We start from the raw sequence: 14296 nt of genomic DNA, 5'->3' as shown, positions 1-14296 counted from the left end.
AAGGATCGATGGCTAAAGCAGCGACCCCGAAAACACCCGCAGCCGCCAAGGCTGCCCCGGCAGCCAAGCCCATAAACGCAGCCGCACCAAAGACCGCCGCCAAGGCGGAAGCCGTGAAGCCGGTGGCGAAAACAGCTGCACCGAAGGCCGCTCCAGCTGCCAAGGCTGCCGCGCCAGCAAAGGCAACCAAGGCTGCCACGCCGAAGACCGCGCTGAAGGCAACCGGCATTGCCGGACGCGTCAGCCAGGTTATCGGCGCCGTTGTCGACGTGGCCTTCGATGGTGGTGTTCTGCCACAGATCCTGAATGCGCTGGAAACCGACAATCTCGGCAACCGGCTCGTCCTCGAAGTCGCGCAGCACCTCGGTGAGAATACGGTTCGCACGATCGCGATGGACTCCACGGAAGGTTTGGTTCGCGGCCAGGTCGTTTACGACACAGGGTCGCCAATCATGGTGCCGGTCGGCGAGGAAACGCTTGGCCGCATCATGAACGTCATCGGCGAGCCAGTGGATGAAGCAGGCCCGATCACGACCAAGCTTTCGCGCGCCATCCACCAGCCGGCTCCGGAATATGTCGAGCAATCGACGGAAGCCCAGATCCTCGTGACCGGCATCAAGGTCGTCGACCTGCTCGCGCCTTATGCTCGCGGTGGCAAGATCGGTCTCTTCGGCGGCGCAGGCGTCGGCAAGACCGTTCTCATCATGGAACTCATCAACAACGTCGCCAAGGCGCATGGCGGTTACTCGGTATTTGCCGGTGTGGGTGAACGTACCCGTGAGGGCAACGATCTGTATCACGAGATGATCGAATCCGGCGTCAACAAGGAAGGCGGCGGCGAAGGCTCCAAGGCTGCGCTCGTCTATGGCCAGATGAACGAGCCGCCAGGGGCGCGTGCCCGCGTTGCCCTGTCGGGGCTGACGGTTGCGGAACATTTCCGCGATCAGGGTCAGGACGTTCTGTTCTTCGTGGACAATATCTTCCGCTTCACGCAGGCTGGATCAGAAGTGTCCGCTCTGCTTGGCCGTATTCCGTCTGCGGTGGGTTATCAGCCGACACTTGCGACCGACATGGGTCAGATGCAGGAACGCATCACCACGACGCACAAGGGTTCGATCACCTCGGTTCAGGCAATTTACGTGCCCGCCGACGATTTGACCGACCCTGCACCGGCGACTTCGTTTGCTCACCTTGATGCGACGACGGTTCTCAACCGTGCCATCTCCGAAAAGGGGATTTATCCGGCTGTCGATCCGCTCGACTCGACCTCGCGCATGCTGGATCCCCTGATCGTCGGTGACGAGCACTACCAGACAGCACGTCAGGTGCAGTCGATTCTGCAGCGCTACAAGTCCCTACAGGACATCATTGCCATCCTTGGCATGGACGAGCTTTCCGAAGAAGACAAGATCGCAGTGGCCCGTGCCCGCAAGATCGAACGCTTCCTGTCGCAGCCGTTCTTCGTTGCCGAGATCTTCACCGGTTCGCCGGGCAAGCTGGTCGATCTGGCTGACACCATCAAGGGCTTCAAGGGCCTTTGCAATGGCGATTATGATCACCTGCCTGAAGCAGCATTCTATATGGTCGGATCTATCGACGAGGCTATCGAAAAGGCACAGCGTCTGGCTGCGGAAGCAGCTTGACCTCATGACTGATGGCGGGCTGCGGCCCGCCTTTTCGCCCACAGGATTTGAGTGAATACCATGGCAGAAGCCTTTCAGTTCGAACTCGTTTCACCAGAGCGTCTGCTTCTTTCAGAGCAGATCATCGAGGTTGTCGTTCCGGGCACCGAGGGCTACATGACCGTCATGGCGCATCATGCGCCATTGATGGCGACCGTGAAGCCGGGCGTTGTTACCGTGAAGACTCCGGACGGGAAGCCGGACAGCTATGTGGTTTTTGGCGGCTTTGTCGACATTACACCTGACGGTTGCACGCTGCTCGCGGAATCGGCGGTACACGTCACCGACATAAAGGCCGACGAGTTGCAGAACCGCATAAAGGACGCGCAGGAAGATTTCGAAGATGCGACCACTCGCGAAGATCGGGCCAAGGCGGAAGACCTACTCGGCCAACTGAAGACACTTGAGGAAGCCATCAAGGCTGTTTGATCCTCCATTACAATATAAAAAGGCAAAGCGGGCAAGGGCCCGCTTTTTTATTGGCTGTTGCCGCCGATATTCGCCCTTGGAGAGAAATAGCCAGCTCGCACAGGGAACAAAGGCGCCGGTACCCGGTTCCTGTGTGACACTGTCCAGCACGGAGCCAGAATCCCATGACTGACTCAACAACCATGATTGCTGTCGTGGCCTTCGACAAGGATGATGCCGGCGTGCTCTTTCCGGCCGGCGAACCGCAGCGGTTCGAAAGTGAGGACCAGGCGGTAGATGCTGCAAAGGAATTGGCGTCGAAGCATGACGGCGTCATTGCCTGGAGCCGTCAGGCTGGCCCCGATGAAAAGAGTCCCCCTACAATCCTCTACAAAGCCGGTGAAGCCATCGATATGGAGTAGACGCCCGGTTTTGGTTTTTCCCGACTTGCCATATGGGTGCCTCGCAGGCTCTCAGTTGAAGCACTGACCCCCGAACGCGGTCTCTTTTTCCGATGAAGCAGCAGCGGCAACGAACTTGTCGCAGGGCCCGACGATGGACCATTAAATCCACACACCCTTTCGCGTGATCCTCTCGCCAGCGGGAACAATAGAACTCGTTCCGTTTATGCCCGAAAGGCACTAAACTGCAGGTTGACGCAGCAAAGCGGGGGCGGGGATGAAACGTCTGTTGATTGGTGCCGGGATTATCGTCGCTGCCTATGTTCTGCTCGCCTATGTGGCGCTCCCGGCGGTCTGGGCCCACTATGAACGACAGCCGGGGCTAGCCGATCACCCCATGGTGACAAAGACCGGCCGCGGGATCCCTGGCGATCCCTTGAACGTCGGACTGGTGGCTGATCGTGAGGATATCATCCGTGCGATGCATGCTGCTTCCTGGTATCCCGCCGACCCTGTCACACTGCGCTCCAGTATCGACATCATTGGCAGCGTGATCCTCGACCGGCCCTACCATGCCGCGCCTGTAAGCCCGCTTTATTATGATGGCCGGCGCGAGGATCTCGCTTACGAAATGCCAGTGGGTACCAGTGCGCGCCAGCGCCATCACGTTCGCCTGTGGAGAGTTCTTGAAACGGGTGTCGAAGGACGCCCTGTCTGGCTCGGCTCCGCGACATTCGACCAGCATGTTGGCCTCAGCGACTACACAGGCCAGGTGACCCATGACATAGGACCGGATATCGACGCAGAAAGAGATTTCTTCGCCGATAGTCTGACGAAAGCCGGCATGGCGGAGGCAATCTATCAGGTCTCGGGTGTGGGACCGACACTCAATGGCCGCAACGGCGAGGGCAGCCCCTATTATACGGACGGCGAGATACGGATTCTGACGCTGGTCCAAGATGGAAAGCGCCGAAGCGAGCCGCCCTTGATGGAGACGCCTCCAGCTTTCATTCAGGCCAAGGATGCTGCCTGGCACAGCATAAGGACCGCATTTGGCGGATGACCAGGTCGAACCACCACAACGCGACGCGAGCGACGCCACAATGCTGCTAAGTTTTGACTTATAATTATAAATCAGTCATCGTTGGATGATAAGAGCCGCGTAGGGAGGCAGTTATGGCTGGTGCTCAATTTTCACAAAAATCGACGAACGAGGGTGGCCTCGATCTTGCCCAGGATCTCGATACTTTGAGAACGGACGGTATTGTTGGCAAGAAAGCCGCCTTTTCACGAGAGTGGGCGGAAAGCATGCGCGAGGACATGATGAACGCGTTCTGGTCGGCGATACAGCGGCCGGGTGGAGCGGTCGGCCGGGGGCCGCGGCGCTGGTATGTCGAGATCCATCCGGAAGAGTTCGGTGGCTTCGTCGACCTGGTCACGCACCCTTGGGTGGTCGGCATGTGCGAGAACGCGCTTGGCAAGGACTACCAGATCGTCGAAATCGGTTTCGATGTGCCCTTTCAGGGCGCGAAGTACCAGCCCTGGCATCGTGATTTCCCATCGCCTCGCGAGACCTATGAGGGGCGGCGCATTACATCGCTGGCGTTCAACCTGACGGGCGTGGACGTGACGGAAGACATGGGACCCTTCGAAATTGCTCCCGGTACGCAGTATGAAGATGGACGCGAATGGAAGCATGAGATGTTCCCGCCAAAGGATATATGGCCGACGTTCCAGGAGCGGGCCGTACGGAAGTTTCCGCAACTTGGCGACATATCCTGTCGCTCGGCGCTGACGGTGCACCGGGGAACCGAGCATGCTTCACCGATTGCCCGGCCGGTCATGGTACTGGGCGTGGACGCTCCGGGCGCAGGGCACGCCGAACTGCACGATCTGATGGTGACGCAGGATTACTTTGACGGCCTCCCGCCCTCTGTCCGCGAGCATCTGGTTTGCCGCGTGGTCGACAAGCTCGTTCCCGTCACCCAGAAGCACGACATCGAAGGCCTGGTCATGGGAGCCGATCCCGCCTAGTCGCAATGGCCAGCTATCACGGATGCGGTAGGGCATGCATTTACCGCATCTTTCACTTTGTGTGCCTATAAGGTGCCGCACCGCATCTGTGGAAGGCATCGATGAACACGTTCAATCGCTGGATGACGATATTTGGCGACTTGCCGCCTATCAGGCAAATCCTGCTTCTGCTCGGCCTCGGTTGTGTATTGGCCAGCGGACTGGCAGGCCTGTTTTTCAAACTGGGCGGTTATGACAGCCTTGGAAAGACGATCATCCTAACGAGTGTGATTGTCCTTGTCGTTGGTGGCCCGCTTGGCGCCGTTCTCGTAGCGCTGAACTACCGGCTCAAGCTCATGGCTCATGCACTTGACACCGCATTTCGCAAAGACGGCATGACGGGGCTTTCGACGCGACATGAGTTCTATCTGCGGGTAGAGGATATGATCCTCCGGAATAATCCCGCCATAAGTGCCGGGGCCGTTCTTTACATCGACGCGGATCATTTCAAGTCGGTGAACGACCGCTTCGGCCATGCGGCGGGCGATGACGTGCTTCAGGAAATCGGATCGCTCATTGGCAAGCGGCTTGGCCGGCGCGACGTCGGTGCGCGCTTTGGCGGCGAGGAGTTCGCGGTTTTTCTGGCAGATGCCGACTACGGCAAGGCCGCGTGGGTTGCGCACGCGATATTGCAGGACGTGAGGGGAATCTCGCGAAGGATCGGCAGAGAGGAACTGTCGGTCACGGTAAGTATCGGCGTCTCGTTTCACCAGCCGGGGCAGTCACTCGAGCAACTTGTGAATGCTGCCGATACATGCCTTTATCGCGCCAAGAACCAGGGACGCGACCGGATCATCTACGAGATGGCTGCGTAGCAATCACCCAGAGCTGCCGTCAGGTTGGCTGATCCTTGCGCATGTCGCTCAATTGCCGCTTCATATTGTGGATCCGGGCCTGATCCTCGACCGGGCGGCGCATGGCTACGCTGGTCGAAAGAACATCGATGACGACGAGCGCGGCGATACGCGAGATCGTCGGCGTGTACATATTGGTGTTCTCCAGCGTCTCGACGATAAGAGCCACATCACAACAGCTGGCAAGCGGCGAATCCGACCCGGTCAGGCAAATAACGGCAGCGCCATTTTCGCGAGCGATCCGGGCGATCTCCATGATCGAGCGCGTCGTTCCGGTGTTGGAAATGACGAAGGCGACGTCACCTTCTTTCATCATCGAGGCTACCATGATTTGCTGGTGCGAATCGAGCTGAGCCCCGCACGGCACGCCAAAAAGCGGGAACTTCTGCTGAGCGTCACGCGCCACAATTCCGGAAGCGCCGAACCCGAAAAATTCGATGGTGCGCGCTTTCGCAAGCAAATCGATAGCCTTGAGCATGGCGGCCTTGTCGAGGTGGGATCGCGCCCAGTCGAGGCTGGTCATGGTATAGTCGAATATCTTCTCCGCCACGGTCTCCGGCTCATCCGTGCCAAGCAGGACCGAGTGGGTCGCAGGAGTGCCCAAGGCGAGACTCTGCGCGAGCCTTATCTTGAAGTCGCGGAAGCCCTTGCAACCGATGGCAGTGGCAAAACGCAGGACGGTGGGCTGGCTGACCTGTGCCAGGGTTGCTGTCTCGCCGACCGTTGCCTTGAGGATACGCTGAGGATCGTGCAGGACGATATCGGCGACCTTGCGGTCGGATTTGCGTAGCGCCGCCCGCGTCATGCGTATGATCTCTATGATGTTGCGGCCACCGGCATTCCGGAGATCGGCGCTTGCGCCGGTTTCGGTACCGGTTGCTTCCCTACGCATCCCTGCGCTCCGATGCTTCGAGAGCGATCGCAGAGATCCGGTCGAATGAGGGGCCGGTGGCGGGAATGTCTATGGTGAAGACTTCCGCGATGACCTGCGTCCAGCCGTGCAGGAAATACGTCCAGCCGTCAATCACTCGCAAATCTCCGCTCTGCTGCTGTCGGCGCGCCTGATCGAGAAAAATGAGGTCGCCTCGATAGTTGAGGTCCCACACTACGGATTTCTCGGGAAACTCGCAGGCGCCGGACAATGGTGAGCCTGGCGAATCCTTGCCAAGGCCCGTGGCATTGATGACGAGAGAGCAGGGCTTGAGCGAACGCAACACATCGTCATTGGCTTCGGTCTGGGGAGCCAAGACATACTCCACGGGCACGACGCTCTCGATCTGTGCATGAACGCGGCGGATTTCGTCCAGCCGATCCCCGCTGCGATCGGAGACGAAGATCCGGGTGGGGACATCGCCTTCGCGCGAGGCTCGCATCAGATGCCAGGTGATGGCAATGGTCGAACCGCCCGCGCCGATGCAGAAAAGGTCCGCCTGGGTGCGCCCGAAATAACGCGCGCCAAGAAAGCCATCTATGGCGAGGCCAGATGATATGGGGTCCTTGGCGTGACAGATCAGCTTGCCTCCGCGCTTCGATATGCAGCTCGTCTCACCCATCAATTGCGCCAGCGGATCGATTTCATCGAACATATCGCCGCATGCCTGAAACAGATCGATCTTGTGCGTCGTCACCAGCGCGCCGAGGGACAGCGGGTCTTCCCGGATGAAAGAAACGGCTTCCCGGTATCCGGCCGGGTCGTCATGGAGTTTGAAATCGATACCCTTGATGACCGCGTCCTTGAGACCGAGATAATCAGCCCAGGCGGGGAACACTTTCATGATCGAGCTTTTGCCGGTGGTAACGCCGATGAAATAAAGCGTGGGCTGCGTCGCCGGATGGTAAGAGAGCACTTACATTTCCCCTCGGTAGGCTTGGCGTCAAACGTAGTCTTTCATGAGCGCCGCGACATCTTCGGCTGTGCGTGGCTTGTAAGAAGTATTGTCCACCAGTTTCCAGCCGTCGCCGTGACTCACGACGCGATTGCGCATGCCATTCGACATTTCGATGATGCGGTAATCCTGACCACTGTCGGAGGGATAGGCGAAGACCATGACCAGATCGGTGCGGCCGATGTTGATGGAGCGATGTATCCAGAATGGAGGCACATAGCACATGGTTTGCGGCGTGATTTCGACAATGCGGGTTTGTCCATCAGGCGATTCCATCTGCAACAAACCGTGGCCACTCTGTCCGTAATAAATCTCGGGCCGATCCGCCTTCGCATGAATGTGGCCGCGCGTGAGGAAAAATTCCTGGTCCACCCGCCCCGGGCTCATGCGGGTCGTGCCGAAATTCAGATCGCCCCCGTGGCTGCCGGGACGGAAATCTTCCACAGCGTAAACGACCGGGTCGCCGAGTTGCGCCACCAAGGCAGTATGTGCCTGTAAGTTGGCGTAAAGTTCGCCGAGATCACTCAAGCGCTTTTCGTAACGACCGGTATGCCCGCTCATCCCGCCGGCGTGCGGATCCACGATGCAAGCGACGGGTTCTCGCAACATACCAAGCCTCCCTGTTTGGTAATAAAATTACATAAATGTCCGGAAGAAGACGTGCAAGCGAAACTTTGTCCGGGAGCTTGACGTCTACGTTCCCGAATTCATCCGAAAATTCTGTTGACTGCAAAAAAATGCGTAATTACGCTACATGGCAAAGGAGAGGCATTGAGGATTTTCGTCCTCAATGGGAGGAAAATCAATGACTTGTTCTATCGTGTCACGCTTCTGGATTGCTGTTCGCAGCATCACCGGTGCGGTATGACCCGAAACGACCCGATCAAGCACTTTTTCATCTGGCCGGCGCTGTTGATCGTGCTGATCATTTCCATATTCCCGTTGATCTATTCACTGACGACGAGCTTCATGAGTCTGCGGCTTGTTCCGCCGATGCCGCCGCGGTTCGTCGGATTTGGCAATTATGCGGAGCTTCTGCAGAATCCGCGGTTCTGGCACGTGGCGTGGACAACGACGGTCATCGCCTTCATCTCCGTCGCCCTGCAATATGTCATTGGCTTCTCTGTTGCGCTGGCGCTCAACAGGAATGTTCCGGGCGAAGGGCTGTTTCGCGTCAGCTTTCTGCTGCCGATGCTGGTGGCGCCGGTCGCCGTCGCCTTGATCGCGCGGCAAATCCTCAACCCGACCATGGGTCCACTCAATGAATTGATGACTTTCTTTGGCCATCCCAACCTGCCATTCCTGACGCAAACGCGATGGGCGATAGGAGCAATCATTTCGGTCGAGGTCTGGCAATGGACGCCGTTCGTCATGCTCATGCTGCTGGCAGGCCTGCAAACGCTGCCCGATGACGTCTATGAAGCGGCTGCGCTGGAGAACGCCAGCTCCTGGCAGCAATTCTGGGGCATTACTTTTCCGATGATGTTGCCAATCTCGGTGGCGGTTGTGTTTATCCGGCTCATCGAAAGCTACAAAATCATGGATACGGTGTTCGTCATGACAGGGGGCGGTCCGGGTATTTCCACGGAAACCCTGACGCTGTTCGCCTACCAGGAAGGCTTCAAGAAATTCAACCTCGGCTATACGTCAGCGCTCTCCTTCTTGTTCCTGATCGTGATTACTGTCATCGGACTTGTTTATCTCGCCATCCTGAAGCCGTATCTGGAGAAGCACAAATGAGTGTGCGGGATCTTAAGGGGAACGGCCGCTGGTGGGCTCTCGCGGGCTGCCTCCTTTGGCTCGCCTTCACCTTTTTTCCGCTGTATTGGGTGGCAATCACGTCATTCAAGTCGCCGCTGGGTGTGGTTGGTGGACCAACCTACGTACCATTCGTCGATTTCGAACCGACATTGACCGCATGGCGTGAGCTTTTGTCGGGTCAGCGCGGACAGTTCTATAGCACATTCATCGCATCGACGATTGTCGGCCTCTCCGCATCGGTCATCGCAACGGCGGTAGGTTCCATGGCTGCCTATGCCCTCGTGCGGTTCACCTTCGAAGTCAAGCTGCTGACCGGTGTCATATTTGTGGTGGTTTCGTTCGGCGGATATCTCCTAGGGCGGCATATTGCAGGCCTGGGTCAAGCCACATCGCTTATTTACGCGTTCGTGGCAGCGCTGGCTCTCGCTGTCGGATCCAGTCGTATACGGCTTCCAGGTCCCATCCTGGGCAATGACGATATTGTCTTCTGGTTCGTCAGCCAACGCATGTTTCCGCCGATCGTTGCAGCTTTCGCGTTGTTCCTGATGTATACGGAGATGGGCAAACTCGGATTCAAGCTCGTCGATACCTATACCGGGCTGACCTTCGCCTATGTGGCGTTCTCGCTTCCGATCGTGATCTGGCTCATGCGCGATTTTTTCGCCGCGTTGCCAATCGAAGTCGAAGAAGCGGCCATGGTAGACAATGTACCTTCGTGGAGAATTTTCTTCGGCATCGTCGTGCCCATGTCGAAGCCGGGATTGATCGCCACATTCATGATCACGCTGGCTTTTGTCTGGAACGAGTTTCTTTTTGCGCTTTTCCTGACCAATTCCCGGTGGCAGACTCTTCCCATTCTGGTGGCCGGCCAGAACAGCCAGCGCGGCGACGAATGGTGGTCGATCTCGGCGGCAGCCCTGGTTGCGATCATACCCATGGTTGTCATGGCTGGACTTCTGAGCAGGCTGATGCGCTCTGGCCTGCTTCTGGGGGCAATAAAATAAGCGTTCGACAACAACGATCATTCGTAAATTCCAGGGAGGAAAACATGAGAAGATCATTATTGACCACGGCGGCAGCGGGCTTGTTCGCGATGACAGCCGCATCGTCTGCGCTTGCCTGCGATCCCGATTATACCGGGATCACATTGACGGCGACGACGCAGACCGGACCCTATATCGCTTCGGCGTTGCAGCTTGCAGCAAAGGGCTGGTCCGAGAAGACCTGTGGGAAGGTGAATGTCGTTGAATTTCCATGGTCGGAACTCTACCCGAAGATAGTTACATCGCTGACATCAGGCGAGGACACATTCGATGTCATCGCCTTCGCGCCGGCCTGGGCCCCCGACTTCACCGACTATCTCTCCGAAATGCCCAAGGCCATGCAATCCGGACCGGACTGGGAGGACATTGCTCCTGTCTATCGCGAACAGCTGATGGTTTGGAACGGCAAGGTACTGTCACAGACGATGGATGGTGATGCGCATACCTATTCCTATCGGATCGACCTCTTCGAAAAACCGGAGAACCAGACGGCATTCAAAGCCAAATATGGCTACGATCTGGCACCACCAAAGACGTGGAAACAATATCTCGACATTGCTGAATTCTTCCAGCAGCCGGCCAACGGGCTGTGGGGAACAGCGGAAGCTTTTCGTCGGGGCGGCCAACAATTCTGGTTCCTCTTCAGCCATGTGGCCGGTTATACGAGCCATCCCGATCATCCCGGCGCGATGTTCTTCGATCCGGACACGATGGATGCCCAGGTCAATAATCCAGGCTGGGTCCGTGGGCTTGAGGAATATATAAAGGCGTCAAAGCTTGCACCGCCCAATGCGCTGAATTTCTCCTTTGGTGAAGTGAATGCCGCCTTCGCCGGTGGTCAAGTCGCCGAGTCAATCGGTTGGGGTGATACCGGCGTTATCGGCGCCGATCCCAAGCAATCCAAGGTCGCCGGAAATGTCGGGTCGGCATCGCTGCCGGGCTCCGACGAAATCTGGAACTACAAGACAAAGAAGTGGGACAAGTTCGACAACGTTATCCAGACGTCGTTCATGGCCTTCGGCGGCTGGCAGGCCGCGGTTCCTGCTTCGTCCAAGAATCAGGATGCGGCCTGGGATTATATCAAGTTCCTGAGCAGCCCCGCTGTCTCCGGACAGGCGGCAATCACTGGCGGTACCGGCGTCAACCCTTACCGCATCTCACACACGACGAATACGGAACTCTGGTCGAAAATATTCTCACCGCGTGAAGCCAAGGAATATCTCGGCGCGCAGAAAGATGCGGTTACCGCGAAGAACACCGCATTGGACATGCGCTTGCCGGGATATTTCTCCTATACTGAGATCCTCGAGATCGAGCTGTCCAAGGCGCTGGCGGGGGAAGTCACTCCACAGCAGGCACTCGATACGGTGGCCGAGGGCTGGAACAAGCTGACCGATGATTTTGGCCGGGACAAGCAACTCGCGGCCTACCGTTCTTCGATGGGCTTGCCGGCCAAATAGAAACGTACCGGTTATCCCGCCTGTCGAATAGCGGGCGGGATGACGCAAGAATGGAATGAAACGATCGGCGTCGCAGCACGGCCCGGTCCGCAGATAAAGGCTCAGCATGTCCCAGGTGCGTTTGCAGCAGGTCACCAAGTCATTTGGCAAGGTCGAGGTCATTCCGCCACTTGATCTGGTGATCGCCGACAAGGAATTCGTCGTCCTTGTCGGGCCCTCGGGTTGCGGCAAGACGACGACGTTGCGCATGATCGCAGGCCTTGAACAGGCGACAGCGGGAGAAATCCGCATCGGCGAGCGCGATGTGACCAACCTGCGGCCGGGATTGCGCAATTGCTCGATGGTTTTCCAGAACTACGCGCTTTATCCTCACATGACTGTCGCCGAAAACATCGGTTATGGAATGAAGGTGCGGGGCACGTCGAAAGCCGAGATCGACACCGCGGTCGCAAATGCGGCCCGCATCCTGAATCTCGGTGCCTATCTGCAGCGCAAGCCGAATGCGCTGTCGGGTGGACAACGCCAGCGCGTCGCTATCGGTCGCGCCATCGTGCGCCAGCCGGAAGTTTTTCTGTTCGACGAGCCGCTGTCCAATCTCGACGCGAAACTGCGCATTGAAATGCGTACCGAGATAAAGCTTCTGCACCGCCGCTTGAAGACAACCATCGTCTATGTGACGCATGATCAGGTGGAGGCGATGACGATGGCGGATCGTGTCGTCGTGATGAACCAGGGGAGAATCGAACAGGCGGCTGATCCGATTACCCTTTACGAGTCGCCAAAGAACCTGTTCGTCGCAGCTTTTATCGGCGCGCCCAGCATGAACTTCATCGAAGGCCGGCTGGAGCGGGAGGGGCACGGCGTCACCTTCCGGTCCGGTGGAGAGATCGCCGTTCCCATCCCGGACAACAGGGCCGGTGCTCTGGCAGGTGCGGTTGGCGAAGATGTCGTTCTTGGGATAAGGCCGGAGCACACAATGATTGCCGCTGCTTCGTTGCCGACCGTGCCCCTGAAAGTTGCCGATATCGAGCCGCTGGGGCCGCACACGCTGGCTATCGGCAAGACTGGGACGGCTGCATTCACCGCGCAGGTTGCGGCGGGTTCTCCCATTCGCCCGGACGACGTGGTCAATATTCCGATAGACGTCGAGAGAATGCACCTGTTCCTGAAAAGTACGGGCGAAGCACTTGGCAGGTAACCTTACGCTGGCGATCGATGTCGGCACGGGCAGCGTCCGTAGCGCAATCGTCGATGCCAGCGGGACAATTCTCGCAATGTCCGCACTGCAACACGAGCAGATCGTGCCGCAATTTGGCTGGTCGGAACAGCGGCCAGACGATTGGTGGCGGGGCGTTGTCCGCACGATCCGCGAGGTGCTGGACAAGGTTCCGCACGCGCGTACGAATATCGACGCGATCGCCGCCTGTGGTCAGATGCACGGAACTGTTCTGGTGGATGATGCCGGCCAAACGGTGCGCGATACCGCACCGTTATGGAACGACAAGCGCACTGTTGGTTACGTAACCGCTTTCGAGAGAGCAAACCGGCCGGAAACCTACCTTGGCGATTGTGCCAATCCACCGACACCGGCCTGGCCAGCCTTCAAGCTCCAATGGCTTCGCGATAGTGATCCAGATGCTTATAATCGGACAAGCGTGGTCCTTATGCCGAAGGACTATATCAACCTCAAGCTGAGCGGCGAAATAGCCATGGACCGGACAGACGGAGGCGCGAGCTTTCTCATGGATCCTAGGACAGGCCAATGGTCAGACAAGATGATCGATCTTCTTGGTCTCGATCGGACCAAGCTCGCACCATTGCGCAATCCCCTGGAGATCCTCGGTTACGTAACGAGAAAAGCTGCGATCGAAACAGGCCTGCGCGAGGGAACGCCGGTTCTCGTCGGTGCGGGCGACTATCCGGCGGCACTCCTCGGTTCGGGCGCGTGCCGTCCAGGGGTCGGATCCGAGGTGATGGGGACATCCGCCATAATCACCGCGATTGCAAAGCGGCCCTTGCTCGATCCCGCCGTTTGCAATGTCGGAACAGTCGAAGGCAATTGGGGCGCATTCATGCTGCTGGAATCGGGGGGCGACGCGATGCGCTGGGCCCGCCGCGCCTTTCATGGAAAGCAGTTGACCTATGCGGATATAGTCGAAAAGGCGGCTGAAGCGCCGCCGGGATCGGATCGGCTTTTCTTCATGCCGTATCTCGCTGGCGAGCGGCTTGGTGCGCACCGCAATGCTCGCGCACAATTCTTCGGGTTGGGTGCGTCGCACGGTATCGCGCATATGCACCGCGCCGTTCTTGAAGGCGTGGCCTTCGCGGTGAAGCGCCATATCAACGTTCTCGATGGCATTTCGGGGGAGCCTCTCGAGAGGATTGCCGCGTCGGGCGGCGGAGCCAAGACGAAGCTCTGGATGAAAATCAAGGCCAGCGTCTACAACTTACCAATTCTCGTACCTGCCGAGCCCGAGTCCAGCATCATCGGCTGTGCCATCATGGCGGCGACAGCGACCGGGCGTTTCAGGAACGTGGAAGCTGCGGCAGACGCCTTTGTCAAATATGCGGAAGAGGTGTTGCCCGATCCTGAATGGTCAGGAATTTACGCGCCGATGCAGGTGTTTTTCGAGCGGCTTTATAAACATAGTCAGGCTCTATACGACGATCTCGACAGGCTGCCGCATCGGCGTTAAGCAATAGAGACGGCGGCCAATTTCGGGGTGAT

Annotated in this window: 14 protein-coding genes; 11 read left to right on the top strand and 3 right to left on the bottom strand. The window is 58.0% G+C overall.

Going from position 1 to position 14296, the window contains the following annotated elements; translation table 11 throughout:
* Nucleotides 1-122 precede the first annotated feature (122 nt).
* The 6 genes from atpD to CU100_RS00685 all read left to right on the top strand — a co-directional run bounded on the left by atpD (nt 123) and on the right by CU100_RS00685 (nt 5379).
* The gene (gene atpD / locus CU100_RS00710) at nt 123-1643 is read left to right on the top strand and encodes a F0F1 ATP synthase subunit beta (RefSeq protein ID WP_407070301.1); all 1521 of its coding nucleotides are present in this window, start codon (nt 123-125) and stop codon (nt 1641-1643) included.
* A 60-nt stretch (nt 1644-1703) separates the two neighbouring features.
* Nucleotides 1704-2111, top strand: coding sequence for a F0F1 ATP synthase subunit epsilon (locus CU100_RS00705; protein ID WP_106714653.1), 408 nt, complete (start codon nt 1704-1706; stop codon nt 2109-2111).
* A 164-nt stretch (nt 2112-2275) separates the two neighbouring features.
* Complete coding sequence (locus tag CU100_RS00700) at nt 2276-2512, top strand: hypothetical protein (RefSeq protein WP_106714652.1); 237 nt, start codon at nt 2276-2278, stop codon at nt 2510-2512.
* A gap of 256 nt (nt 2513-2768) precedes the next feature.
* Nucleotides 2769-3554, top strand: coding sequence for an LssY C-terminal domain-containing protein (locus tag CU100_RS00695; RefSeq protein WP_106714651.1), 786 nt, complete (start codon nt 2769-2771; stop codon nt 3552-3554).
* A 113-nt stretch (nt 3555-3667) separates the two neighbouring features.
* Nucleotides 3668-4525 (top strand): phytanoyl-CoA dioxygenase family protein, encoded by an 858-nt coding sequence (locus CU100_RS00690; RefSeq protein WP_106714650.1) that lies wholly within the window; start codon nt 3668-3670, stop codon nt 4523-4525.
* A 101-nt stretch (nt 4526-4626) separates the two neighbouring features.
* On the top strand, nt 4627-5379 hold the full coding sequence (locus tag CU100_RS00685) for a GGDEF domain-containing protein (protein WP_106714649.1): 753 nt from the start codon (nt 4627-4629) through the stop codon (nt 5377-5379).
* 19 nt (nt 5380-5398) lie between these two features.
* Here the strand turns inward: CU100_RS00685 and CU100_RS00680 are convergent, their stop codons facing one another.
* The 3 genes from CU100_RS00680 to CU100_RS00670 are packed head-to-tail and all read right to left on the bottom strand — an operon-like array spanning nt 5399 to nt 7913.
* On the bottom strand, nt 5399-6310 hold the full coding sequence (locus CU100_RS00680; RefSeq protein ID WP_106714648.1) for an SIS domain-containing protein: 912 nt from the start codon (nt 6308-6310) through the stop codon (nt 5399-5401).
* The gene (locus CU100_RS00675; protein WP_106714647.1) at nt 6303-7265 is read right to left on the bottom strand and encodes a shikimate dehydrogenase family protein; all 963 of its coding nucleotides are present in this window, start codon (nt 7263-7265) and stop codon (nt 6303-6305) included. Before CU100_RS00675 ends, CU100_RS00680 begins: the two co-directional genes overlap by 8 nt.
* A 27-nt stretch (nt 7266-7292) precedes the next feature.
* Nucleotides 7293-7913 carry a glucose-6-phosphate isomerase gene (locus CU100_RS00670; protein ID WP_106714646.1) on the bottom strand — a complete coding sequence of 207 codons (621 nt, stop codon included), beginning with the start codon at nt 7911-7913 and terminating at the stop codon, nt 7293-7295.
* A 255-nt stretch (nt 7914-8168) separates the two neighbouring features.
* Here CU100_RS00670 and CU100_RS00665 point away from each other — a divergent pair, with 255 nt between their 5' ends.
* The 5 genes from CU100_RS00665 (at nt 8169) to CU100_RS00645 (ending at nt 14264) form a co-directional block, all read left to right on the top strand.
* Nucleotides 8169-9044 (top strand): carbohydrate ABC transporter permease, encoded by an 876-nt coding sequence (locus CU100_RS00665; protein WP_106715908.1) that lies wholly within the window; start codon nt 8169-8171, stop codon nt 9042-9044.
* Nucleotides 9041-10069 (top strand): carbohydrate ABC transporter permease, encoded by a 1029-nt coding sequence (locus CU100_RS00660; protein WP_106714645.1) that lies wholly within the window; start codon nt 9041-9043, stop codon nt 10067-10069. Before CU100_RS00665 ends, CU100_RS00660 begins: the two co-directional genes overlap by 4 nt.
* 44 nt (nt 10070-10113) lie before the next feature.
* Nucleotides 10114-11568 carry an ABC transporter substrate-binding protein gene (locus CU100_RS00655; protein WP_106714644.1) on the top strand — a complete coding sequence of 485 codons (1455 nt, stop codon included), beginning with the start codon at nt 10114-10116 and terminating at the stop codon, nt 11566-11568.
* Between the two features lie 106 nt (nt 11569-11674).
* Nucleotides 11675-12766: an ABC transporter ATP-binding protein gene (locus tag CU100_RS00650; protein ID WP_106714643.1), complete on the top strand. Its 1092-nt coding sequence runs from the start codon at nt 11675-11677 to the stop codon at nt 12764-12766.
* A complete protein-coding gene (locus CU100_RS00645) occupies nt 12756-14264 on the top strand; it encodes a xylulokinase (RefSeq protein ID WP_106714642.1) in 1509 nt (502 codons plus the stop codon). The genes CU100_RS00650 and CU100_RS00645 overlap by 11 nt, the downstream gene beginning before the upstream one ends.
* Nucleotides 14265-14296 lie beyond the last annotated feature (32 nt).

This window comes from Phyllobacterium endophyticum (assembly GCF_003010935.1).
GTDB lineage: Bacteria > Pseudomonadota > Alphaproteobacteria > Rhizobiales > Rhizobiaceae > Phyllobacterium > Phyllobacterium endophyticum.
The sequence above is the reverse complement of the archived record's forward strand: the minus strand, read 5'-3'. Positions and strand labels throughout refer to the sequence as shown.

What these genes read in the sequence shown, in the direction of transcription:
- CU100_RS00700 (WP_106714652.1), top strand. Translation starts at nt 2,276, where the DNA reads ATGACTGACTCAACAACCATGATTGCTGTCGTGGCCTTCGACAAGGAT.
- CU100_RS00690 (WP_106714650.1), top strand. Translation starts at nt 3,668, where the DNA reads ATGGCTGGTGCTCAATTTTCACAAAAATCGACGAACGAGGGTGGCCTC.
- CU100_RS00685 (WP_106714649.1), top strand. Translation starts at nt 4,627, where the DNA reads ATGAACACGTTCAATCGCTGGATGACGATATTTGGCGACTTGCCGCCT.
- CU100_RS00680 (WP_106714648.1), bottom strand. Translation starts at nt 6,310, where the DNA reads ATGCGTAGGGAAGCAACCGGTACCGAAACCGGCGCAAGCGCCGATCTC.
- CU100_RS00665 (WP_106715908.1), top strand. Translation starts at nt 8,169, where the DNA reads ATGACCCGAAACGACCCGATCAAGCACTTTTTCATCTGGCCGGCGCTG.
- CU100_RS00695 (WP_106714651.1), top strand. Translation starts at nt 2,769, where the DNA reads ATGAAACGTCTGTTGATTGGTGCCGGGATTATCGTCGCTGCCTATGTT.
- CU100_RS00670 (WP_106714646.1), bottom strand. Translation starts at nt 7,913, where the DNA reads ATGTTGCGAGAACCCGTCGCTTGCATCGTGGATCCGCACGCCGGCGGG.
- CU100_RS00660 (WP_106714645.1), top strand. Translation starts at nt 9,041, where the DNA reads ATGAGTGTGCGGGATCTTAAGGGGAACGGCCGCTGGTGGGCTCTCGCG.
- CU100_RS00705 (WP_106714653.1), top strand. Translation starts at nt 1,704, where the DNA reads ATGGCAGAAGCCTTTCAGTTCGAACTCGTTTCACCAGAGCGTCTGCTT.
- CU100_RS00650 (WP_106714643.1), top strand. Translation starts at nt 11,675, where the DNA reads ATGTCCCAGGTGCGTTTGCAGCAGGTCACCAAGTCATTTGGCAAGGTC.
- CU100_RS00655 (WP_106714644.1), top strand. Translation starts at nt 10,114, where the DNA reads ATGAGAAGATCATTATTGACCACGGCGGCAGCGGGCTTGTTCGCGATG.